Origin of the sequence: Ensifer sp. LC163 (assembly GCF_001695855.1) — a bacterium.
In the GTDB taxonomy this organism is placed as follows: domain Bacteria; phylum Pseudomonadota; class Alphaproteobacteria; order Rhizobiales; family Rhizobiaceae; genus Ensifer.
Window position 1 is genome coordinate 294,865 of record NZ_MBSS01000001.1, and the last position, 21,807, is coordinate 316,671.

A 21,807-nucleotide genomic window follows, 5' to 3' on the forward strand; every position below is an offset into this window, starting at 1 on the left:
TCTAACATTGCGCATCAAGGACGCCGTAACACATTAAACTTGCTGTATAATTCTATCCGTCATTCGACGCCGACTTGAAGAACTGGGCACTAGTCCTACCGCATAAACCGAAAAACCGGAATCGTTTTCGCTATTTTAGCATCGGCCAGAGGCTGACGACGAGCAGCACCGCCATGGTGATATTGAACCATTTGAGCCGTGCCGGCTCCGACAGCCATTGGCGCAGGACCGAGCCGAAGCCGGCCCAGGTCGAAACGCTCGGGAAGTTGACGAGCGCGAAGACGAGTCCGACGACGAGAACGCTGAAGAGATAGCTTGCGCTATCGGTATAGGTCGCCATCGCCGAGACGGCCATGACCCAGGCCTTCGGGTTGACCCATTGGAAGGCGGCCGCCTGCAGGAAGGTCATCGGGCTCGCACCGGCCGTGCCTTCGCCAAGCGAGCGCGAGGTGCCGATCTTCCAGGCGATCCAGACGAGATAGGCGCCGCCGGCAAACTTCAGCGCGGTGTAGAGAAGCGGAACGGAATGCAAGAGCGCCCCGAGGCCGAAGCCGACGGCGATCAGCAGCACGAAGAAGCCGGCACCGATGCCGAGCATATGCGGGATGGTCCGCGTAAAGCCGAAATTCACGCCCGAGGCAAAGAGCATCATATTGTTCGGTCCCGGTGTGATCGACGTCGTAAACGCGAACAGAAACAGCGCCAGGAGTGTGTCGGCTTGCATGGTCTTCCTCCGATTGCATTAGGTCAACATAGCTGACCTAATTCCCGCAACCAGCCCGGAATTGTCACGGTGACAACATCAGGCAACCACGAGCCCGATAGAGTTAAACAGGAGCGAATACCCCCCGCACCTTGGCAAGCAGGTCGCGAGGGGCAGCGCCATCAAAGCGGCTTCTTACCAGCCGGTTGCCTATTCGGGCTCTTGTCCTGCCGCTCACGCGTGTAGAAGTTTCCCCCCGGCTTCCTGTTTCCGTCGGCGACTTCGACCGCTTGTGACTTGCCCTGATTTACGACAACGTCCGTGTCGTTGAACGACACGGACGGGGACGTTGCGGCCAGCGCCGATCCCGCCAGTGCGATCGACGTCAACGCTGCTATGATCACCTTGTTCATTTCCATCTCCTCGGTTCATCGAGAATGCTCGCTCGCGAGCAGCGTGCCACGGTTGTAGACACCACGTCGCGGTGTACGCTCCGAGGGGGGGACGTGACATACGGCATCTGCCGTATTTCGGCGCCGGTGTCGGTGGAGAAGCCGGCCATGGTTAGGAATTTGTTGACGCCGCATCATGGCGGACGATCGCAACAAACTGGCCAAATCCAGCGAGCGGTCTAAATTGCAGGAGGCCCGGCCGATTCCGGTTCGAGCCTTCTCGATCGGTCGTTTACGAGGAAGTCCGCGATGCATGATCCGATACCGACGACCACCCTGCCCGACGGACGCTCCGTCCCGGTTCTCGGCCAGGGCACCTGGCGCATGGGCGACGAACGCTCGCGCGCTGCAGACGAGGTAAAGAGCCTGCAGGCCGGGCTCGACCTCGGCATGACGCTGATCGACACCGCCGAAATGTACGGCAACGGCGCCTCGGAGCGCATCGTCGGCGAAGCCGTGCGCGGCCGGCGCGACGACGCCTTCATCGTCAGCAAGGTGCTGCCGTCCAACGCCAGCCGGATCGGCACCGAGGCCGCCTGCGAGCGCAGCCTGAAACATCTCGGCATGGACCATATCGATCTCTATCTGCTGCACTGGCGCGGCGGCTATCCGCTCGCCGAAACGGTGGCCGCCTTCGAAGCGTTGAAGAAGGCCGGCAAGATCGGCGCCTGGGGCGTTTCCAACTTCGATGTCGACGACATGGAGGAGTTGCTGGCGGTTCCCGGCGGCAGACACGTCGCCGCCAACCAGGTGCTCTACAATCTGTCGCGGCGCGGCATCGAATACGACCTCCTGCGCTGGTGCCAAGAGCGCGGCGTCGCGATCATGGCCTACTCGCCGCTCGACGAGGGTCGATTGCTGCGCAATCCCGACCTAGTCCACATCGCCAAGGCGCATCAGGCAACCCCGGCGCAGATCGCGCTCGCCTTCCTCAAAACCCGCCCCGGGGTGATCTCGATCCCCAAGACCGGATCGGCGACACGCGCCCGCGAAAACCGCGACGCGATGGACATCCACCTGACGCCTGAAAACCTCACCGCCCTCGACAACGCCTTCCCGCCGCCGAAGCGCAAGCGGTCGTTGGAGATGATTTGAGGAGAAAAGCAGAAAAATCGACGGCTGCAGTCAGGGCTCCGCCCGCCCCTCATCGGGCCTGCCGGCCACCTTCTCCCCGCCTGCGGGGAGAAGGATAGACGCGGCAAACTCGAGGTCGCTACCCCCTCTCCCCGCTTGCGGGGAGAGGCTGGGGGGAGGCGCACCCCCACCTGCCTGGCTCAGATAAAGGTCACCCCCTACCCGCTGACCGAAAATCACATGCCCTGCGGGCCGCGGTTCATCGCGGCGATGCCGGTGCGGCAGACTTCGATGAGGCCGAGCGGCTTCATGATGGCGATGAACTGCTCGATCTTCGAGGGCTTGCCGGTGATTTCGAAGACGAAGTGATCGATGTTGGCGTCGATGACCGAGGCGCGGAAGGCGTCCGCCAGCCGCAGGGCCTCGACGCGATGGTCGCCCGAGCCATGCACTTTGACGAGCGCCAGTTCGCGCTCGACCGGGCGGTCATGGCCGAGCGTGCCCGCACGCACGGTCAGATCGACGACGCGGTGCACCGGAACCAGCCGCTCGAGCTGGTTCTTGATCTGGTCGAGCACGTGCGGCGTGCCGCGGGTGACGATGGTGATGCGCGACAGATGCGCCTCATGTTCCGTTTCCGAAACGGTCAGGCTCTCGATGTTGTAGCCGCGGCCGGAAAACAGGCCGATAACCCGGGCGAGAACGCCCGGTTCGTTGTCGACGAGAACCGAAAGCGTATGCGTTTCGGCGACCTCGGTTTCCTTGGCGATGAAATAGGCGGAACCGGTCGGTTGAAGGTGTGCGCTCATTGTCTTGTTTCCTGTCCCTATCTCAAACCAGCTGGCGGCCCTTGGCGTCGATCGCGTTGGCGACCGCTTCGTCGGTGGCTTCGTCCGGCAACAGCATCTCGTTGTGGGCCTTGCCCGATGGGATCATCGGGAAGCAGTTGGCGAGGTTGGCAACGCGGCAATCGAAGATGACGGGTGCCGGCGTGTCGATCATCTGGCGGATCGCAGCGTCGAGTTCGCCCGGCTTGTCGCAGCGGATGCCGACGCCGCCATAGGCTTCGGCCAGCTTGACGAAATCAGGCATCGCCTCGGTGTAGGAGTGCGACAGGCGGTTGCCGTGCAGCAGCTGCTGCCACTGGCGCACCATGCCCATGTACTGATTGTTGAGGATGAAGATCTTGACCGGCAGGCCGTACTGAACCGCGCAGGACATTTCCTGGATGCACATCTGGATCGAGGCGTCGCCGGCGATGTCGACGACGAGGGCGTCGGGATGGGCGACCTGGACGCCGATGGCGGCCGGGAAACCGTAACCCATGGTGCCGAGACCACCCGAGGTCATCCAGCGGTTCGGCTGCTCGAAGCCGAAGAACTGGGCGGCCCACATCTGGTGCTGGCCGACCTCGGTGGTGATGTAGGTGTCGCGGCCCTTGCTCAGCTCATAGAGCCGCTGGATCGCGTATTGCGGCATGATGACGTCGTCGTTGGCCGCATAGGCCAGCGAGTTGCGCGCCCGCCACTTGACGATGCCTTCCCACCAGTCGGCCAGCCGCGTCTTGTCGTCGGCCTTCTTGGCCGCGCGCCACAGCCGAACCATGTCTTCCAGAACCGAGCCGACATCGCCGAGGATCGGCACGTCGACGCGAACGTTCTTGTTGATCGATGACGGATCGATGTCGATGTGGATCTTCTTGGAGTTGGGCGAAAAGGCGTTGAGGCGGCCGGTGATGCGGTCGTCGAAGCGCGCGCCGATGCAGACCATGACGTCGCAGTCATGCATCGCCATATTGGCTTCGTAGGTGCCGTGCATGCCCAGCATGCCGAGCCAGTTCTTGCCGGAGGCCGGATAGGCGCCCAGACCCATCAGCGTCGAGGTGATCGGGAAATCGGTGAGCTCGACCAGTTCGCGCAGCAGGTGCGAGGCCTGCGGGCCGGAATTGACGACGCCGCCGCCGGAATAGATGATCGGACGGCGGGCCGTCTTCATCAGCTCGACGGCTTCCTCGATCTTCTTCAGGTCGCCCTGCGTCTTCGGCTGGTAGCTCGTCTGGGCCGGAACGGCGGACGGCGGCGTGTAGGTGCCGGTCGCAAACTGCACGTCCTTCGGGATGTCGACAACGACCGGGCCCGGACGGCCGGACTGGGCGATGCGGAACGCCTCATGGATGATGCGGGCGAGATCGTTGACGTCGCGAACCAGCCAGTTGTGCTTGGTGCATGGCCGGGTGATGCCGATCGTGTCGCATTCCTGGAAAGCGTCCGAACCGATCAGCGAGGTCGGAACCTGGCCGGAGATGCAGACGAGCGGGATGGAATCCATCAGCGCGTCCTGCAGCGGCGTGACGGCGTTGGTCGCTCCGGGACCGGAGGTGACCAGCATGACGCCGACCTTGCCGGTGGAGCGGGCATAACCTTCGGCCATGTGGCCGGCGCCCTGCTCGTGGCGAACGAGGATGTGCTGGATATCCTCCTGCTGGTGGATTTCGTCGTAGATCGGAAGCACGGCGCCACCGGGATAGCCGAAGATATGCTCGACGCCGTTGTCCCTCAGTGCCTGGAGAACGATCTCCGCGCCTGTCATCTGGTTCTCTGTACCGCTCATTGACTTGCTTCCGTCCCTTTTCCCAGTTGGGTGCTTAGCTTGTTTGAAGGCATAAAAAAAGGCCCCGTCAGGAGCCTCGTTTAGCGCATGGGTGGCTACCGCCGGATGGTTACACCATCCTGCCCATGCGCCGTCCCACCACAAGAATAACCGCAAAATTTATCATGGGACGATTTGATAAACACAAAGAGCTAAAGCGTCAACGCTTTTTCGGAACCGCCGCGCATGACGGCGCCCGGCGCCGAAGCGAGCGTGCATCGTCGGGATGCGCGCCTGCGACGTCTGTTCGCACGCAGCGTCGGGCCGCGCCACTTGAAACCTTGCGCGGCTCCTCCACTTTCCTTACTGCATGTTTCCTTAAATCGTACCGGATTTAAGGAAACATGCAGTACTTCAAAGTGCTACAGCGACCTTTACGTGTCTGATAAGACGCGCGGCGCTGTAGAGCGGGATGAGGAAAAGTGTATGCGGTTTTCCGCCCGCATCCCGCTCGAACTTATGAGAAGCGATCACGTTTATGATCTTGGGTCGATCCGACCCAAGATGATCGTGATCTAAGAATGTTGCCAACGCTACGAACATGGGAGCCCTGCTGCATCATCCCGAAATTGGCATCGATCGAAGGACATGCAGAAAGCCAAGCGTTACAGCGACCTGCCGGCCACAGATACTTCAACAGAGCACATCGCCCTGCTGTTCGTCCGCGTTGACCGGCAGCGTTGAGAGTGTCGAGGGCCTCCCTCTTCGTTTTCTCGATGAAGGGAGATGGAAATGGCAAAGGTCGTTTGCGTCCTCTACGACGATCCGGTCGAGGGATATCCCACAAGTTACGCGCGGGATGGGCTGCCGAAACTCGAGCGCTACCCCGGCGGCCAGGCGCTTCCCGCGCCCAAGGCCATCGATTTTCAGCCGGGAATGCTGCTGGGCAGCGTCTCCGGTGAACTGGGCCTGAGGCCGTTTCTCGAAAGCCTGGGACACAGCCTGGTCGTCACCGCCGACAAGGACGGTCCCGACAGCGTCTTCGAACGCGAGCTCGTCGACGCCGAGATCGTGATCTCGCAACCCTTCTGGCCGGCCTACCTGACCGCCGAAAGGATCGCCAAGGCGAGCAAGCTGAAACTCGCGATCACCGCCGGCATCGGCTCGGATCACGTCGATCTCCAGGCCGCGATCGACCGCGGCATCACCGTCGCGGAAGTGACCTACTGCAACTCGATCAGCGTGTCCGAACACGTGGTCATGATGATCCTCAGCCTGGCGCGCAACTATATCCCCTCCTACCAATGGGTCGTCAAAGGCGGCTGGAACATCGCCGATTGCGTCGCGCGCTCCTACGACATCGAGGGCATGGAGATCGGCACGGTCGGTGCCGGGCGGATCGGCAGCGCCGTGCTTCGCCGGCTGAAACCGTTCGACGTCAAGCTGCATTATACCGACCGCCACCGCCTCCCCGACACGGTCGAGAAGGAACTCGGCGTTGTCTTCCACAAGACGGCGGCCGACATGGTGCCCGTCTGCGATGTCGTCACCATCAACGCGCCGCTCCACCCGGAGACGGAAGACCTCTTCGACGAAGCGATGATCGCCAGGATGAAGCGCGGTGCCTATCTGGTGAACACGGCTCGCGGCAAGATCTGCAATCGCGACGCCGTCGCGCGGGCACTCGAGACCGGCCAACTTGCCGGCTATGCCGGTGACGTGTGGTTCCCGCAGCCACCGCCGAAGGACCATGCCTGGCGGTCGATGCCGCACCACGGCATGACGCCCCATATTTCGGGATCGTCGCTATCCGCCCAGGCGCGCTACGCCGCCGGCACGCGGGAGATCCTGGAATGCTGGTTCGAAGGCAGGCCGATCCGCGAGGACTATCTGATCGTCGCCGGCGGCAAGCTCGCCGGCACCGGCGCGCACTCCTATAGCGCGGGCGATGCGACGCGAGGGTCTGAAGAGGCGGAGCGCTTCAAGGGCTGAGAGCGGCCGGTTGTCTTGGGCGCTCCCAGCCGGGCCGACAGGCGGCACCAGGCCATGCTTGCCACCGCCATGGAAACAAAGCCGATGGTCATGGCGCCGGAGACGCCGGTGCCACACGCCTGTTGTGACCGGGCGCCCCTCCTCAGGCCGGAAGGCGCTCCTCGTAGTCCTTCATCAGCCGGCTCCAGCCGTCCCAGAAAGGTTGCGGTTCCTCGCCGTTGGCACGAGCAGCCAGAACGTCGAGATGCATGTGCCAGCCGGCACCGAACATCAGCATGGTGGCGCGATCGGCAATGCTGCGATGGGTCACGGTCAAGAGCACTTTGTTGCCCACCGGCGCGAGCTCGAAGGAAACGTCGCCGCTGCCGGCCCAGCTTATGGAGAGTTTTCGCGGCGGGTCGAGTTCGGTGATTTGGCTTGCCATCCGGTGCTCTTCCGGGAAGCCGGCCGGGCGCTCGCCGGGCGGGTTGCTGAGCTCGTCGTTCCGCCACACGAGCTCCACCGGCGCGCCAACCTGCATCTGCATCTGCCCGGACGCCAGCCACTGCTTGCGCAGGTCGCTTTCGGTCAGATAGGCCCAGACCCGCTCGATCGGGCCCGGCAAGAGCCGCGTCAGCTTCAAGGTGTCGGGTTCGCTCAGCACGCCATAGGCGTCGAGGCTCGCGAGATCGTTCATCGGTCGTCTCCTTTTTGGGTTTGCGGGGCTTGGGTTTGTCGGGCTTGGGTTCAGCGGGCCGGGCTCGGCCGGCTGAGTTTCGATTGGACGTGAGCCGGTCTGTCCGCGGCCGATCGGGCCATGGCTTTCAGCGGATGGATGCACATGCTGGCGCAACACCCTTTCGAGACGGTCGAGACGGCTGGTCCAGAAGCGTTCGTGGGCATTCGGCAGGTGATCGGGGTGAAAGACGAACATCATCTCAGGCACCTATAATTCAACCAGTTGGTTGAATGTACGCTCGCGCAACCAGATAGTCAACCGTTTGGTTGAATGATTGATCGTCCCCCTCTCCACCGGCGCGCAAATGCACGAAACCACTTGTTAAATCCCCGGCGCTAACATGGAGAACCGTTGTGCCGGGGTTTTGCGTTGCTGAACAATGATCTTCATTCCTCGATCCGTGCCGGAGAGCAGGATCGCCGTGACGGCTTGAAGCGAGGCAACCGCTTTCTCGGGCGCGTCGTCGCCTGCAGCGGCTCGCGCGCAACCATCGCCGCCGTCGCCGAAAACGGCGAGACCTCGCTGACGGAACTCTGGTCGGTCGGCCGGCTGATCTCGATCACGGTTGGAAAGAACCGCGTCGTCGCGCTGGTCTATTCCATGCAGACGGCCAGCAGCGAATGGGGCGAAGAGACCAACAACACCTTCCGCATCGAGGTCGAGCTGATGGGCGAAGTCCATGTCGGCCCCGGCGGCCGCGAGGAGTTTTCCGCCGGCATCAGCCAATACCCCTATCTCGGCGCCGTCGCCCACCGCATTCGTGCCGCCGATCTCGCCCGCATCTACGATTCCGGCCAGGATGATTGCTGCATCATCGGCAAGCTGACCCAGGACGAGAGCCTCGATGCGACGATCCACGTGCCGTCGATGCTGGCCAAGCATTTTGCCATCGTCGGCACAACAGGCGTCGGCAAATCGACCGCCGTGACGCTGCTGCTGAACAAGGCGATTGCCGCCGATCCGAAACTGCGCGTGCTGATCCTCGATCCGCACAACGAATTCGCCGCCGCCTTCCCGGAACTCTCAGTCGTCATCGACCCCGATACGCTCGACCTGCCCTTCTGGTTCTTCCGCCTGGAAGAGTTCGCCGAGGTGATCTTCCGCGGCCGGCCCGCGATCCCCGAAGAGCTCGATATCCTGCGCGACGTCATTCCCGACGCAAAGAAAGCGTTCAAGGGCAGCGCCGAATCCGGCCTCGTGCGCCGCCAGACGGAAAAAAGCTCGATTACCGCCGATACGCCGGTGCCCTATCGCATCGCCGACCTTTTGGCGCTGATCGACGAGCGCATCGGCCGGCTCGAAGGGCGAAACGACAAGCCGCACCTGCGCTCGCTCAAGGTCAGGATCGTCTCGGCGATCAACGATCCGCGTTACCATTTCATGTTCTCGTCGAACACGATCTCCGACACGATCCAGGACACGATCGCCAAGGTCTTCCGCATCCCCGGCGAAGGCCGGCCGATCGCCACGTTCCAGCTTGCCGGCATCCCTTCGGAAGTCGTCAACTCCGTCGCCTCGGTTCTCTGCCGCATGGCATTCGAAATCGGCCTTTGGAGCAATGGCGGCATCCATATGCTGGTCGTCTGCGAAGAGGCCCACCGCTATGTGCCCGCCGATCCCTCGCTCGGCTTCCTGCCGACGCGCCAGGCGATTGCCCGCATTGCCAAGGAAGGCCGCAAATACGGGGTCTCGCTCGGCATCATCACCCAGCGTCCGGGCGAACTCGATCCGACGATCCTGTCGCAGTGCTCGACGGTCTTTGCCATGCGGCTGGCCAATGACCGCGACCAGGACATCATCCGCTCGGCGATCCCCAATTCGTCGACCTCGACCACCAGCTTCATCTCGTCGATCGGCAACGGCGAAGCCATTGCCTTCGGCGAGGCAGTCGCCGTGCCGATGCGCATGCGCTTTGCCCGCGTCAACGAGGAGCGGCTGCCCCGCGCCCACGGCATCACCGACCGGATCGACGAGGACGCGCCGCCGACCGTCGACATCCGCTCGATCGTCAACCGCATGCGGGCAATCGCCGGCCCGAACATCTCGAATTTTCAACAGAGCTATCTGGCGGCAACCAGCGCCGGCGAACAGGAAGAGCGGCTCTGGGCCACCGAACTCGGCCCCGAGGCGCGCGACGAGCCCGAGGATGCCAGGTTCGACGAAGCCACAGCCGAGATCGAGCCCTACCGCCTCGATATGCTGCCGCGCGCACCCGAGCCCAGCAATCCGCAGCTCGAGCGCTTCAACCAGATCCGCCAGCAGCTTCTGACCGAAACACCGGAGCCGACGGCCGGTCATCGCCCACAGCCACCGGCCGATCCCTATCCTGCCCGCCCCGCTGCCGAACCGCGACGCGAGGGTTCCCTGCGTGACAGCCTGTTCAAGCGGCCGCTCGGCAGCATCATTCGCAAGCCCTGAGGCGCGCCTGCGCCTTGGGCGCCGGCTCGGCAGCATCTTGAAGGCGGCTCCGAACTTTGCCGGTCGGATAACCGGCGATAGGGACGCTTCACCCGGGTCAAGTATCGCTTTGGCATCTCTTGCAAATCAATCCGCCTGAGCAGACAGGCGGACCGCGCCATCCTTCTACCTCCGGTTTAACCCCCGGTTTCTTGGCGTTGCTAAATTGCCGCTACGCGCCCAAACTGATGGCATAGAATCACGGCCGGGGTGCACGGAGTCGGTGCATGAAAGCCGACTGAGGGGATCAAACATGCGACACGCCGGGTTGAAATGCGCTGTAGCCTTGTCCGCCATCTTCGCCACGACGGCGCAGGCGCAGGATTCGAACCAGGAACTGGCCAAAAAGCTATCGAATCCCGTCGCCGCGATGATCAGCGTTCCCTTCCAGTTCAATTATGACCGCGGCTATGGACCGAACGACGGCAGCAAATCGACGCTCAATATCCAGCCGGTCATTCCCTTGTCGGTGAACGCCGACTGGACCGTGATTTCGCGAACCATTCTGCCGGTGACCTCGCAGAACGACATCGAGGGAGCGAGCGGCTCGCAGTTCGGCCTCGGCGACACGACGCAGAGCTTCTTCGTCTCGCCGGCCAAGCCGACGGAAAGCGGTATCATCTGGGGTGTCGGCCCGGCCTTCCTGATCCCGACGGCGACCGACGATCTGCTCGGCAGCGAAAAATGGGGCATCGGCCCGACCGTCGTCGTGCTCAAACAGGAGGGCGAATGGACCTACGGCGCGCTCGCCAATCACATCTGGTCGTTTGCCGGCAGCGACGAGCGCAACGACATCAGCTCCACCTTCCTGCAGCCGTTCCTGTCCTACACCACGAAGGATGCCTGGACTTTCTCGCTCAACACCGAATCCACCTATGACTGGAAGGCGGACGAGTGGACCGTCCCGATCAACGTCAACGTCTCCAAGCTGTTCACCATCGACAAACAGCCGATCAGCCTTGGTGCCGGCGTGCGCTATTGGGCAGCAGCGCCCGACAACGGCCCCGAAGGCCTGGGCGTCCGGTTGACGCTGACCTTCCTGTTTCCGAAATGACGCCAGAGAACGGGCGCGCTGCAACGCCGCGTCTGTCGCGGGCATGCGTGCCTATGCGCGAGCTCACAAAAGCTTGGGCGGCAGCAGGTAGAGCGTCATGGCGAAGATGAGATAGACCATCAGCATCAGCACGCCCACAAACCAGGCGGCACGGCCGCTGATCGTGACGATGATGGCCGTCATCGTGGCGATGAGCACCATGATCACCGCGCCCGGCCAAAACTGCAGGTCCATCGGCGTTGGGCCGATTACGTAACTCAACAGCACGAGAACGGGAGCAACGAAAAGGGCGATCTGGGCCGCGCTGCCGAGCGCAATACCCACGCTCAAGTCCAGCCGGTTTTTGCGAGCACCTGAAAATGCCGAAGCCATTTCCGCGGCCGCTCCCACCAGTGCCACGACGATAAAACCCACGAATGCGGGCGTCATTCCGAACGTCTCTGCCGCCTGCTGCACCGATTCCACGAACACTTCGCTGACCAGAGCGACCATGACCGTCACGGCGGCCAGCGTTGCAAGGGCCACACTCAACGGCCATGGAGCCTCATCCGAGGCAGCGGCGTGGTCTACACTACCGAAGAATTCGCGATGGCTCTTCAGGGAGAAGAGCAGACCCAGCCCATAGGCGATGATCAGAAGGATCGCCAGACCGAAGCTAAGTTCTTGCATGAAGTCGGGTGCTGCCGCGACACTGTCGGCCCCCGCCAATGCCGACGGTACGATCAGTGCGATCGTCGCCAGGAAGAGCAGGTTCGTTTGCAGCCGAGCGCTGACGTGATTGTAGTCCTGAACGTGATATTTCAGCCCGCCGAGCAGGAATGAAGCACCGAGCATGAAAAGCGTGTTGCAAACGATAGCGCCGGCCAATGAGGCCTTCACCAGCGTGTATTGACCAAGCCGCAAGGCGGCCAGCGCAATGATAAGCTCGGTCAGATTGCCGAGCGTCGCGTTGAGAAGGCTGCCAACCGTGTCGCCGGTCCTGGCGGCGACGGCTTCGGTGGCATGGCTCAACAAGGTTGCCAATGGAACGATCGCCAAGACCGAAAGCAAAAAAAGCAGCGTGTGCGCATCGGGTGCAGCGCTGTGCGCCACAAGCACCAGCGGCGCCAGGACCAGGAGCCAGAGAACCGGAGTGTGCCGAATTTCTTTCCAAAGCTGACTCATGACACCCCCAACTCATCGAGGCTTCTCGACCGGACGGCGGACGGCGACAGTGAACAAGGCTCAGTCTAGCGGCTCTCGCTCGGTGCGACCATTCGCCGTGGCCCTCAGCGCCTGGACACTGACGGCTGCAACAAGGCCAGTGAGCACAATCCCCGTAAGACCGATCATGACGGCCAGCACGCGCGAAGAAGCATGGCTCGGCACCAGATCGCCGTAACCGATGGTCAGACCAGTGACGAAGGTGAAATACAGGGTGTCGGTCATCCGCCATCCCTCTATCCGCCCAATCAAGAGGCCGCACCCAACCATGATGCAAAGAACGCCGGACAGGATTGGCCAGACAACGCCAAGCTGTCGATAGAGCTCGATAAAGAAGATCCGTCTTATGTGCTTAGACCCCATCGGACCCTGCCCGAGAAACGAAAGCCGGCTATCCCTACTGCATGTCTCCTTAAATCGTATCCGCTTTAAGGACAAAAACATGCAGCAATTCAAAGTGCTACAGCGACCTTTGCGCGTCCGATAAGACGCGCGGCGCTGTAGGATGACCGTCTGAAAGACATTTCCAACTTATGCCGACGACCAGATTACCGCTGCAGTCCATATACAATTTAGGGTGATCTAATGTGGATAAATGTCAACTCGGTAACGGTAACGACCTATGGATTCTGTCATCGTGAGACGATCACATCTGGCAGAGCTCACATTGCCTCGGCAGCACTCTCGATGCGCTGCCAGCTATCGTCGAGCTGGTTGCGGAACCAGGTCATCTGCCGCTTGGCATATTGCCGGGTTGCCGCAGAGCCGGTCTCGACCACCTCGGCCTCATCAATCTCGCCGCGCAGGAGTGCTGCAATTTGGGCAACGCCGATCGCCTTCATCACCGGCATGTCCTGATTGAGGTTCAGCGCCAAGAGCGCTCGCACCTCGCCGATCGCCCCGCCTGACAGCATCAAGCCGAAGCGGCGGTTGATGCGGTCGTGCAGCACCTTGCGATCCGGTAGCACGACCAGCTTTCGCGCCCGCTGCGGATCGATGATCTGAGGGCCGCTTTTCTGCTGGTAGACGCGGATCGACTGGCCGGTCGCCTCCACCACTTCGAGCGCACGCACGATACGCTGGCCGTCGCCGACCTTCAGCGTGCCTGCCGTCTGCGGATCGCGCACGGCAAGCTCGGCATGGAGCCCTTCCGGCCCCTCTTGCCTCAGCCGCTCGCGCAGCCCGTCGCGAATGGCGGCTGGAATTTCGGGCATGTCGGCAAGCCCACCGGTCAGCGCCTTGAAATAGAGCCCAGTGCCGCCGACGAAGACCGGCAGGCGACCGTCCTTGCGCAGCGCGCCGACCAGCGCCTCGGCCTCGCGCAGCCATCCCCCGGTCGAATAGGCCTCGCCGGCCGGCACATGGCCGTAAAGACAGTGCTCGACACCGCCCATGTCGGCCTCGTCGGGGCGCGCCGTCAGCACCCGCAACGTGTCGTAGACCTGCATGCTGTCGGCGTTGATGACGACGCCGCCATGCCGGCGCGCCAATTCGACCGCAAGCGCGGACTTGCCGCTGGCGGTCGGCCCGGTTATCAGGATCGCGTCCGTATCGGTTTCAAGGTTGTTGTCCATGGCTCTCGTTGCCACGCTTATCGCCAATCCGTCAAATCCTGTTCTGACGCCAGCGCTCGCGGAAGCCGCCGCTGACGCCGTCAAGGCATCCGGTCTCTATTGGCTTGCCGATGGCATCGCCTGCGACCTCGCGCTCACCGACGGCACAGATCCCTTTGCCGCCGAGGCGGCGCTGCGCGGCGCCCTCAGCGGCTTGGCCGTCGATGTCGCCGTCCAGGACACCGACACCAGGCGCAAGAAGCTTCTGATCGCCGACATGGATTCCACCATGATCGGCCAGGAATGCATCGACGAACTTGCCGCCGAAGTCGGGCTCAAGGACAAGGTCGCCGCCATTACCGCGCGCGCCATGAACGGCGAGATCGCCTTCGAGCCGGCGCTGATCGAGCGCGTCGCGCTGCTGAAAGGCCTGCCCTCGAGCGTCGTCGGCGATGTCATCGCCAGGCGCATCACGCTGACGCCGGGCGGCCCTGAGCTGATCGCCACCATGAAGGCCAAGGGCTACTACACCGCGCTCGTATCCGGCGGCTTTACCGTGTTTACCGGCCCGGTCGCAGACATGCTCGGTTTCCAGGAGAACCGCGCCAATACGCTGATCGAGAAGGACGGCACGCTGACCGGCGAGGTCGCCGAACCGATCCTCGGCAAGCAGGCCAAGGTCGACGCCCTCCTCGACATTGCCGGCCGGCTTGGTATCTCGACCGACGAAGCGCTTGCCGTCGGCGACGGCGCCAACGACCTTGGCATGCTGCAGCTGGCCGGCACCGGCGTCGCGCTGCACGCCAAGCCCGTGGTCGCCGAGCAGGCGAAGGTCCGCATCGACCATGGCGACCTCACGGCCCTTCTCTATCTGCAGGGCTATCGAAAGACCGATTTCATCAGATGATCGTTTCCGAGACCGAACGGCTGCGCATCCGCGCCTGGAAGGAAAGCGACCGTGATCTCTTCTTCGAGATCAACAGCGATCCCAAGGTGATGGAATTCTTCCCCCATCGCCGCAGCAGGGAGGAATCCGACGCGCTGTTCGACCGCGTCGGCCGCGGCATTGCCGAAACCGGGCTCGGCTTCTTTGCGGTGGCGCTCAAGGCCGACGACCGCCCCATCGGCTTCTGCGGCCTCGCTTATACCGACCTTGAACCCTGTCTGCCGCAAGGCACCGTCGAGATCGGCTGGCGGCTCGCGCTACCCTTCTGGGGCAAGGGCTATATCAGCGAGGCCGCGCGCGATCTCCTGCGCTACGGCTTCGAGGAGCAGGGTCTTCGCGAAATCGTCTCCTTCGCCATCCCCGAAAACACCCGCTCGACCGCCGTCATGGCCCGCCTCGGAATGCACCGGGACCCGGCACGCGACTTCAACCACCCGCGCATTCCCGCCGACAAGCCACAGCTCGTTCGCCATGTGCTCTACGCGACGACCAGGGCGGACTGGCAGGCGCAGCGGGCAAAGCGCGGAGCGTGATCGCGCCATAAGCTGCGGCTTGCGGAGTTCGCTGCTGCATGTTTCCTTGAATCGTAGCCGTTTCAAGGACAAAAACATGCAGCAATTCAAAGTGCTACAGCGACCTTTGCGCGTCTGATAAGACGCGCGGCGCTGTAGTTGCTCGCCGCTTGTCGCCTGGCGCTTGCCCCTCACTGTCCTGCCGGACATCTCTCCCCGCCAGCGGGGAGAGAGACGCAAGCCGCACTCATCTCGCCAACCCGCAACGTTTGAGCGGCGCCAACCGGTTGCATCCGGGCCTTCTCCCGCCTGCGGGGAGAGATGTCCGGCAGGACAGTGAGGGCCCAATCCATTGTTTCCGTTGAAACGGTCAAGACCATCGGCCTTCTCCCCGTGCGCGGGGAGAAGGTGCCGGCAGGCGGATGAGGGGCAGCCCCACCCAGCGCACTTCACAGAACCACTCGAAGCTCAATTCCCGCGCCCTGCCCCCGGATATGTCCGCTCGACCCACGCCACAAACGCCTGTGCCGCCTCCGACAATGCGTCGAAACGCCGGACCACCAGCCACAAGGCGCCATAGGGTACGGAGATATCGAACGGCTGCAGCAAACGCCCCGCCTCAACGTCGTCGCACACATGATCGCGGTCGATCAGTCCGACACCGTTGCCGCGCAGCGTCGCCTGCAGCACCATGGCGCCATCGTTAAAGATCGCGCCGCGTTCGATGCGCACCGGCCCCGCCCCGGCGGCGGCAAACCATTGCTCCCAAAGCTCGCGATTGTCCTCGGACAGGAGCGCATGCTGCATGAGATCAACCGGCGTCAAAAGCGGCCTGCCGGACCGGGTGAGCTCCGGCGCAATCACGGGGATCATCTCGACCTCAGCAAGTCGTCGCGCTTCGACGCGCGGCCAGGACGAGAACTTGACGCTGTGGCGAATGGCGATATCGGCGTCGCCGCTGCGAAACTCCACCAGCCGTGGGTCGGCGTCGATCAGCAGGTCGATCTCCGGATGCTCGCCCTGGAACTCAGCCAGATGCGGCACCAGCCAGCAACCGGCAAAGGAAGGCTCGGCGCTCACCCTCAGCACCTGGTTCGCCTTGCGCCCGGAGAGCGCCTCCAGGCTGTCGCCGACCATGTCGAAGGCAGAGGTCAGCACCGAAAGCAGCGACCGCCCCTCCGCCGTCAGGCTGACGCTGCGGTGGCGCCGTTCGAACAGCGGCCGGCCGACAAGGTCTTCCAGCTCGCGGATCTGCCGGCTGATTGCGGCCTGCGAGACGAAGAGTTCGCCCGCAGCCAGCGTGAAGCTTTCGAGCCGGCCCGCCGCCTCGAAACTCCGCAATGCTGTCAGGGGCAGACGGCCGCGCTTCATGCATAACCTCAAGTCATCCGAAGCCGACTGTAAACTCGTTTGAGACCTGGCGGCAAGTGCGTTGAAATGAGGGGACAGAAAGGAGGATCCTGCCATGTCTGCCATCCTCGAGATCCTGATCGACGCGTTGCGCCTGTTGACCTTTCAGCCGCCAACGCGCCAGACACGCCACACCGGATCGGACGAGGCAGCTTGTGCGGGTGCACGCTACAGCGCCGCGCGTCAAATATGACGCGCAAAGGACGCTGTAACTCCTTAAATCTGCTGCATAATTTTCTCCTTAAATCGATTCCGATTTAAGGAATTATGCAGTATGCCGGCGACTGATCTGGCTTGGCCCGCCATGCCGTCCTGCCGGCAAGATGCGGCACGGGGTACCTCAAAGTGATCGGTCGATAAGAGCCCGTCGCCGCAGCACGCGAACTGCCAAAACGGGACGCGCAAAGGATGCTGTTCACTTGCAGACAGCCGCGTGCCTCCCTCTTCAAATCGATGCCGGCTCAGCGCACGGGCCGCATTGAATCGAAATCTCAGGGATCGGAATCGACCTGCGAAAGAGTGGCGCGATGGACCTGAAAGGATTCAGGAAAATGCCATCGCGCCGCGCCGTCCTATTCCATGCGCACCGTGACGAAGCGCAGTTCGCCGGTCTTGTTGGAAAGCATCAGCAGCGCATTGCGCCGGCCGTCGGATTTCAGCTCTTCGACGCGCTCGGACACGTCGTCAGGCGTATCCATCGCCTCCTGGCCGACCTCGACGATAACGTCGCCCGGCTCCACCCGGCGTTCGGCCGCTGCAGATCCCGCCTGCACCTCGGCGATCACCACGCCTTCGACATCGTCGGAGATGCCGAACTTCTTGCGGCTTTCGGCATTGAGCGTGGTCAGCTTCATGCCGAGCACCGTGTCGGTGGCGGGCAGCACGGCCGCAGGCGGCTGGTCGCCCTTCTTGTCCTCGCCGCCTTCATCATTGGTGGTCGCCGCGGCGTTGGCGATGTCCTCGCCGTCCTCCAGCCGCCCGAGCGTGACCTTGACCGTCTGCTCCTTGCCATCGCGTATGATCACCACGTCGACGGCCTTGCCGACGGTGCTTTCGGCGACCGCGCGCGGCAGGTCGCGCATCTCGCTGACATCCTTGCCGTCGAACTTGATGATGACGTCGCCGGCCTTGATCTCACCCTTGGCGATCGGCCCGCCCTCGATGATGCCCGACACCAGCGCGCCGCGCGGCGAGGCCATCTTCAGGCTTTCGGCGATATCGTCCGTAACCGGCTGGATGCGCACGCCGAGCCAGCCGCGCCGCGTCTCACCGAAGTCCTTCAGCTGCAGCACGACGTTAGCGGCAAGCTCGGTCGGAACGGAAAAGCCGATGCCGATCGAGCCGCCCGACGGCGAAATGATCGCCGTGTTGATGCCGATCACTTCGCCCTGCATGTTGAACAGCGGGCCGCCGGAATTGCCGCGGTTGATGGCAGCGTCGGTCTGGATGAAATTGTCGTAGGGGCCGGCATTGATGTTGCGGCCGCGCGCCGAGATGATGCCGACGGACACCGAACCGCCGAGGCCGAACGGGTTGCCGATCGCCATGACCCAGTCACCGATGCGCATCTTGCGGGAATCGCCGAAGGGAACCGCCTTCAACGGCGTTTTCGGCTCGACCTTGAGCACCGCGAGGTCGGTCTTGGGATCCTTGCCGACCAGCTTGGCCTTGAGCTTGCTGCCATTGGCGAAGATCACCTCGATATCGTCGGCACCTTCGATCACGTGATTGTTGGTGACGATGACGCCGGCCGGATCGATGACGAAGCCGGAGCCGAGCGAATTGACGGTGCGCTGGCGGTTGCCGCCCTTGTCGCCCTGCCCCTTGAAGAACTCATCGAAGAAGTCCTGGTAGGGCGAGCCTTCGGGCACCTGCGGCGTCGGCGCATTGTCGTCGTTCTTGACGCTCTGGGACGTCGAAATGTTCACGACCGCATCGAGCAGGCCGGCCGCAAGGTCGGCGACGGATGCGGGGCCATTGCTCGGCGGACGAACGGCGGCCGTCTGCGCCATCGCCGTGTTGGAAAGAAGCAGCGTGGCGGCCAGCGCCAGCGCGCCGAAGGTTTTCGATCGAGTGGACAATTCGCGGAGCTCCTCACGTTGTCTCGGCGGTGCGGTACCGGCAGCGATACCGCGTCATGCGATGCTCTGCAGCCCCATGCGCCCGACGAAGCGCAAGGGTCGCTGCAGCGACTTTGGTTTGCCGCATAGCTTATCCCGCGATCGATCCAGATCGAAGGAATTATGCAGTGGCGACAGCGACGCGATCCGGGGATCGCGCTCCGCCCGATCTTCCAGTGAAGATACGGCGGAATTCAGAAGCGTCCAGACACGATTTTCTGATCCGCCCGAAAGAGCGGATGCTGGGCGGCGATCAGATGGTGATCTCGTGCCCGTGTTCTTTCAGCGCCTGCACCGCCTTGTCGAGATCGGAACCGGCCACGAAGATATAGTCGGTGCTGAAGGTCGAATTGGCAAAGACGCCGACACCCGCGGCCGATAGCGGCCTGAGCACGGAAGAAAGCACGCCGGGCACGTCGAAGCTGAAATGCTGTTCGATGCGGAAGCAGCGCCAGCCGAGCGAACTCTGGGTGCTGGAGGGCACGCGCGCGGCGCGGCAGACGAGGGTCATTTCCTCTCGCGAGCTGGACACGGTCCAGAAACCCGGCCCCGGCAGCCATTCCGGCATCTGGGAACCGACGTTGAGACGGGTGATCGCATATTCGGCATCGACCAGCCGGATCAGCAGTTTATGTGGCATTTCGCATTATCCTCGAAGCAACCAGACAAGTCCGACCCCGGCGGCGACGGAAAATACCCCGGCCAGTCGAAGCTGATGCTCCGGGACATACGGCAAACGCTTCGCCAATTCTACTAAAACCAAAGGGGCCAGTGCGTACACCAGCCCCTCGATGATCAGGAAAAAAGCAATCCCGGTCAGAAAGTCGGACATTGTCCGCCTAGTTCCCGGTCGTCGGTTGCGTGGTTGTCGCAGCCGGTGCGTTGCCTTCCGAGTCATTGAAGTAACGGAAGAACTCCGAATGCGGCGACAGCACGAGCGTCGTGTCCGAGCTGCCGATCGACTGCGTGTAGGCGGTCATCGAACGGTAGAATTCGAAGAACTTCGGGTCGCGCGCAAATGCGTCGGCAAAGGTCTTCGTCCGTGCGGCTTCGCCTTCACCACGCAGGATTTCCGATTCGCGCTGAGCGTCGGCGACGATCTCGACGACCTGACGGTCGGCGATGGCGCGGCGACGCTGGCCGGCTTCGTTACCCCGGGCGCGGATCAGTTCGGCTTCTGCCAGACGCTCGGCCTTCATGCGGTCGAAGGTCTGCTGCGAGACTTCCTGCGTAAGGTCCGTGCGACGGATGCGAACGTCCTCGATGTTGAGGCCGAGCGATTCGGCGTCGGTTTTGAGGTCGGCGCGAACTTCGCGCATCATCGATGCACGCTCGTCGGACAGGGCCGCCTCGAAGCCGCGCAGACCGTAGACGCGACGCAGCGATGCGTCGAGACGGGTGCGCAGACGTGCCTCGGCAGAATCGCGATCGCCCGAAACGGTTTCGCGGAAGCGGCGGGGATCGGCGATCTTGTAGACGACGAAGGCGTCGACTTCATAGAACTTGCCGCCCGAGACCTGGACGCGGATGTTGTCGAGATCGAAGCGCAGGGCCTGTGCCTCGACATACTGAACGCGGTCGGCATCCATGAAGGCGAAGGGCAGCTTGAAGTAGAGACCCGGCTCCGTCTTGACGTCCTGGATCTGGCCGAAGCGGACGACGATCGCCTGCTGGCGCTGGTTGACCACGAAGATCGACGAATAGAGACCGACGAAGACGACGGCGAGCAGGATTAGGATGATTGAAGTACGATTGTTGATCACTGTGCGCCTCCCGACTGTGCCGGCCGACCGATTTCATTCAGCGGCAGATAGGGCACGACGCCCTGCCCGTTCTTCTCGTCGATGATGACCTTCTTCGACTTGCCGAGGATGCCCTGCATCGTTTCGAGATAGAGACGCTTGCGGGTTACGTCAGGCGCCTTGGAATATTCGTCATAGACCGAGATGAAGCGCTGGGCCTCACCTTCCGCTTCCTTGACGACGCGATCCTTGTAGGCGGCTGCCTCTTCGCGGATCTGCGCGCCCTGACCGCGGGCCTTGCCGAGGATCTGGTTGGCGTACTGGTTGGCTTCTTCGACGAAGCGGTCTTCGTCCTGCTCGGCGCGCTGCACTTCGTCGAACGCGTCGGCGACTTCGCGCGGCGGAGCCGCATCTTCGATCGCCACGGTGTTGACGGAAACGCCGGCGCCGTAGCTGTCCATCGTTGCCTGGATCGTGCTCTTCACGTCGGCGGCGATCGCCTGACGGTTGTCGCGGAAAATATCCTGGGCCGGACGACGGCCGACCACTTCGCGCATCGCGCTTTCGGCGACCTGCTGCAGCGTGTCAGCCGGATTCTCGACGTTGAAGAGGTAAGCCTTCGGATCCGTGACCGAGAACAGCACCGAGAACTGGACGTTGACGATGTTCTGGTCGCCGGTGAGCATCAGGCCGGCATTGGACTGACCGCTGTTGCGGCCGCCGATATTCTGCTGCTGCTCGGTGATCTTGACGAATTCAACGGTTTCCAGCGGCCAGAAATGATAGTGCAGGCCCGGCATCGAGATCTCGTCCTTCGGCTTGCCGAAGCGCATTTCGACGCCCCGTTCATCCGGCTGGACGGTATAGATCGAGTTGATCAGGATGAAGCCGACGATCAGCAGGCCGACGATGGCGAAGACGCCGCCGTTGAAACCGCCGGGAACGACGTTCTTCAGCTGATCCTGGCCACGGCGAATGATCTCCTCGAGATCCGGCGGGCCGCCTTTGCCGCGCGGCCGGTTCGGCCCCTGGCCCCATGGCCCCTGATTGCCGCCGCCGCCGCCCCAAGGGCCGCCGCCGCCATTCTGATTGCTCCAGGGCATCAAAACCTCTCTTTTGAAAACTTCTCACGATGAACTGCCGTGCGAGCGCACGTTCGTCCACGATCTGAACCCGTTATAAGTATGACAGGCATCGCTTTCAACGCGATACGCCAGAGTTCACCGTAAATGGTTCAAAATAGTTGACGAATGGGCCATTCCAGCGCCGCGCGTCGCTTATG

At 62.7% G+C, this 21,807-nt stretch carries 21 protein-coding genes; 7 read left to right on the plus strand and 14 right to left on the minus strand.

Features of this window, described 5'->3' with window-relative positions; translation table 11 throughout:
• Positions 1-130: 130 nt before the first annotated feature.
• On the minus strand, positions 131-724 hold the full coding sequence (locus BC360_RS01515) for a LysE family translocator (protein ID WP_065786856.1): 594 nt from the start codon (positions 722-724) through the stop codon (positions 131-133).
• A gap of 161 nt (positions 725-885) precedes the next feature.
• On the minus strand, positions 886-1,116 hold the full coding sequence (locus BC360_RS01520) for a hypothetical protein (protein WP_065793992.1): 231 nt from the start codon (positions 1,114-1,116) through the stop codon (positions 886-888).
• A gap of 288 nt (positions 1,117-1,404) precedes the next feature.
• Here BC360_RS01520 and BC360_RS01525 point away from each other — a divergent pair, with 288 nt between their 5' ends.
• On the plus strand, positions 1,405-2,250 hold the full coding sequence (locus tag BC360_RS01525; RefSeq protein ID WP_065793993.1) for an aldo/keto reductase: 846 nt from the start codon (positions 1,405-1,407) through the stop codon (positions 2,248-2,250).
• Positions 2,251-2,465: 215 nt separating this feature from the next.
• On the opposite strand, the gene ilvN is transcribed toward BC360_RS01525, so the two are convergent.
• Both ilvN and BC360_RS01535 read right to left on the minus strand, forming a co-directional pair.
• On the minus strand, positions 2,466-3,038 hold the full coding sequence (gene ilvN, locus BC360_RS01530; RefSeq protein ID WP_065786853.1) for an acetolactate synthase small subunit: 573 nt from the start codon (positions 3,036-3,038) through the stop codon (positions 2,466-2,468).
• 22 nt (positions 3,039-3,060) lie between these two features.
• On the minus strand, positions 3,061-4,839 hold the full coding sequence (locus tag BC360_RS01535; protein WP_065786852.1) for an acetolactate synthase 3 large subunit: 1,779 nt from the start codon (positions 4,837-4,839) through the stop codon (positions 3,061-3,063).
• Positions 4,840-5,610: 771 nt separating this feature from the next.
• On the opposite strand from BC360_RS01535, the gene BC360_RS01540 reads away from it, so the two are divergent.
• Positions 5,611-6,810 carry an NAD-dependent formate dehydrogenase gene (locus BC360_RS01540; protein ID WP_065793994.1) on the plus strand — a complete coding sequence of 400 codons (1,200 nt, stop codon included), beginning with the start codon at positions 5,611-5,613 and terminating at the stop codon, positions 6,808-6,810.
• A 142-nt stretch (positions 6,811-6,952) separates the two neighbouring features.
• Here the strand turns inward: BC360_RS01540 and BC360_RS01545 are convergent, their stop codons facing one another.
• Positions 6,953-7,486, minus strand: coding sequence for an SRPBCC family protein (locus tag BC360_RS01545; protein ID WP_065793995.1), 534 nt, complete (start codon positions 7,484-7,486; stop codon positions 6,953-6,955).
• 411 nt (positions 7,487-7,897) lie between these two features.
• On the opposite strand from BC360_RS01545, the gene BC360_RS01550 reads away from it, so the two are divergent.
• Together BC360_RS01550 and BC360_RS01555 are read left to right on the plus strand one after the other, a co-directional pair.
• A complete protein-coding gene (locus tag BC360_RS01550) occupies positions 7,898-9,946 on the plus strand; it encodes an ATP-binding protein (protein WP_065793996.1) in 2,049 nt (682 codons plus the stop codon).
• Positions 9,947-10,238: 292 nt separating this feature from the next.
• A complete protein-coding gene (locus tag BC360_RS01555; protein WP_065793997.1) occupies positions 10,239-11,039 on the plus strand; it encodes a hypothetical protein in 801 nt (266 codons plus the stop codon).
• A gap of 63 nt (positions 11,040-11,102) precedes the next feature.
• Here BC360_RS01555 and cax read toward each other — a convergent pair whose 3' ends face one another.
• The 3 genes from cax to miaA form a co-directional block, all read right to left on the minus strand.
• Complete coding sequence (gene cax / locus BC360_RS01560; RefSeq protein ID WP_065793998.1) at positions 11,103-12,203, minus strand: calcium/proton exchanger; 1,101 nt, start codon at positions 12,201-12,203, stop codon at positions 11,103-11,105.
• Between the two features lie 60 nt (positions 12,204-12,263).
• Complete coding sequence (locus BC360_RS01565) at positions 12,264-12,605, minus strand: potassium channel family protein (protein WP_208858142.1); 342 nt, start codon at positions 12,603-12,605, stop codon at positions 12,264-12,266.
• A 299-nt stretch (positions 12,606-12,904) separates the two neighbouring features.
• A complete protein-coding gene (miaA, locus tag BC360_RS01570; RefSeq protein WP_065793999.1) occupies positions 12,905-13,816 on the minus strand; it encodes a tRNA (adenosine(37)-N6)-dimethylallyltransferase MiaA in 912 nt (303 codons plus the stop codon).
• Here miaA and serB point away from each other — a divergent pair.
• Together serB and BC360_RS01580 are read left to right on the plus strand one after the other, a co-directional pair.
• Positions 13,815-14,702 carry a phosphoserine phosphatase SerB gene (gene serB / locus BC360_RS01575; protein ID WP_065786845.1) on the plus strand — a complete coding sequence of 296 codons (888 nt, stop codon included), beginning with the start codon at positions 13,815-13,817 and terminating at the stop codon, positions 14,700-14,702. The genes miaA and serB overlap by 2 nt on opposite strands.
• Complete coding sequence (locus BC360_RS01580) at positions 14,699-15,274, plus strand: GNAT family N-acetyltransferase (protein WP_065794000.1); 576 nt, start codon at positions 14,699-14,701, stop codon at positions 15,272-15,274. The genes serB and BC360_RS01580 overlap by 4 nt, the downstream gene beginning before the upstream one ends.
• Positions 15,275-15,721: 447 nt before the next feature.
• Here the strand turns inward: BC360_RS01580 and BC360_RS01590 are convergent, their stop codons facing one another.
• Positions 15,722-16,624: a LysR substrate-binding domain-containing protein gene (locus BC360_RS01590; protein ID WP_065794002.1), complete on the minus strand. Its 903-nt coding sequence runs from the start codon at positions 16,622-16,624 to the stop codon at positions 15,722-15,724.
• A gap of 94 nt (positions 16,625-16,718) precedes the next feature.
• Here BC360_RS01590 and BC360_RS32070 point away from each other — a divergent pair, with 94 nt between their 5' ends.
• Positions 16,719-16,856, plus strand: a complete 138-nt coding sequence (locus tag BC360_RS32070) for a hypothetical protein (protein ID WP_161491352.1) — start codon at positions 16,719-16,721, stop codon at positions 16,854-16,856.
• Between the two features lie 379 nt (positions 16,857-17,235).
• On the opposite strand, the gene BC360_RS01595 is transcribed toward BC360_RS32070, so the two are convergent.
• From BC360_RS01595 to hflK, 5 genes are all read right to left on the minus strand, one after another.
• A complete protein-coding gene (locus BC360_RS01595) occupies positions 17,236-18,675 on the minus strand; it encodes a DegQ family serine endoprotease (protein ID WP_167590799.1) in 1,440 nt (479 codons plus the stop codon).
• 361 nt (positions 18,676-19,036) lie between these two features.
• Positions 19,037-19,423 (minus strand): ACT domain-containing protein, encoded by a 387-nt coding sequence (locus tag BC360_RS01600; RefSeq protein ID WP_053253329.1) that lies wholly within the window; start codon positions 19,421-19,423, stop codon positions 19,037-19,039.
• 6 nt (positions 19,424-19,429) lie between these two features.
• On the minus strand, positions 19,430-19,615 hold the full coding sequence (locus tag BC360_RS01605) for a DUF2065 domain-containing protein (RefSeq protein WP_025427670.1): 186 nt from the start codon (positions 19,613-19,615) through the stop codon (positions 19,430-19,432).
• A gap of 7 nt (positions 19,616-19,622) precedes the next feature.
• Positions 19,623-20,546, minus strand: coding sequence for a protease modulator HflC (gene hflC, locus BC360_RS01610; protein WP_065786840.1), 924 nt, complete (start codon positions 20,544-20,546; stop codon positions 19,623-19,625).
• On the minus strand, positions 20,543-21,628 hold the full coding sequence (gene hflK / locus BC360_RS01615; protein ID WP_065794004.1) for an FtsH protease activity modulator HflK: 1,086 nt from the start codon (positions 21,626-21,628) through the stop codon (positions 20,543-20,545). The genes hflC and hflK overlap by 4 nt, the downstream gene beginning before the upstream one ends.
• Positions 21,629-21,807 lie beyond the last annotated feature (179 nt).

Bases quoted from the DNA above. Each gene is read 5' to 3' on its own strand.
- BC360_RS01515 (WP_065786856.1), bottom strand. From the start codon at position 724: ATGCAAGCCGACACACTCCTGGCGCTGTTTCTGTTCGCGTTTACGACG.
- BC360_RS01520 (WP_065793992.1), bottom strand. From the start codon at position 1,116: ATGAACAAGGTGATCATAGCAGCGTTGACGTCGATCGCACTGGCGGGA.
- BC360_RS01525 (WP_065793993.1), top strand. From the start codon at position 1,405: ATGCATGATCCGATACCGACGACCACCCTGCCCGACGGACGCTCCGTC.
- ilvN (WP_065786853.1), bottom strand. From the start codon at position 3,038: ATGAGCGCACACCTTCAACCGACCGGTTCCGCCTATTTCATCGCCAAG.
- BC360_RS01535 (WP_065786852.1), bottom strand. From the start codon at position 4,839: ATGAGCGGTACAGAGAACCAGATGACAGGCGCGGAGATCGTTCTCCAG.
- BC360_RS01540 (WP_065793994.1), top strand. From the start codon at position 5,611: ATGGCAAAGGTCGTTTGCGTCCTCTACGACGATCCGGTCGAGGGATAT.
- BC360_RS01545 (WP_065793995.1), bottom strand. From the start codon at position 7,486: ATGAACGATCTCGCGAGCCTCGACGCCTATGGCGTGCTGAGCGAACCC.
- BC360_RS01555 (WP_065793997.1), top strand. From the start codon at position 10,239: ATGCGACACGCCGGGTTGAAATGCGCTGTAGCCTTGTCCGCCATCTTC.
- cax (WP_065793998.1), bottom strand. From the start codon at position 12,203: ATGAGTCAGCTTTGGAAAGAAATTCGGCACACTCCGGTTCTCTGGCTC.
- BC360_RS01565 (WP_208858142.1), bottom strand. From the start codon at position 12,605: ATGGGGTCTAAGCACATAAGACGGATCTTCTTTATCGAGCTCTATCGA.
- serB (WP_065786845.1), top strand. From the start codon at position 13,815: ATGGCTCTCGTTGCCACGCTTATCGCCAATCCGTCAAATCCTGTTCTG.
- miaA (WP_065793999.1), bottom strand. From the start codon at position 13,816: ATGGACAACAACCTTGAAACCGATACGGACGCGATCCTGATAACCGGG.
- BC360_RS01580 (WP_065794000.1), top strand. From the start codon at position 14,699: ATGATCGTTTCCGAGACCGAACGGCTGCGCATCCGCGCCTGGAAGGAA.
- BC360_RS01590 (WP_065794002.1), bottom strand. From the start codon at position 16,624: ATGAAGCGCGGCCGTCTGCCCCTGACAGCATTGCGGAGTTTCGAGGCG.
- BC360_RS32070 (WP_161491352.1), top strand. From the start codon at position 16,719: ATGTCTGCCATCCTCGAGATCCTGATCGACGCGTTGCGCCTGTTGACC.
- BC360_RS01595 (WP_167590799.1), bottom strand. From the start codon at position 18,675: ATGGCGCAGACGGCCGCCGTTCGTCCGCCGAGCAATGGCCCCGCATCC.
- BC360_RS01600 (WP_053253329.1), bottom strand. From the start codon at position 19,423: ATGCCACATAAACTGCTGATCCGGCTGGTCGATGCCGAATATGCGATC.
- BC360_RS01605 (WP_025427670.1), bottom strand. From the start codon at position 19,615: ATGTCCGACTTTCTGACCGGGATTGCTTTTTTCCTGATCATCGAGGGG.
- hflK (WP_065794004.1), bottom strand. From the start codon at position 21,628: ATGCCCTGGAGCAATCAGAATGGCGGCGGCGGCCCTTGGGGCGGCGGC.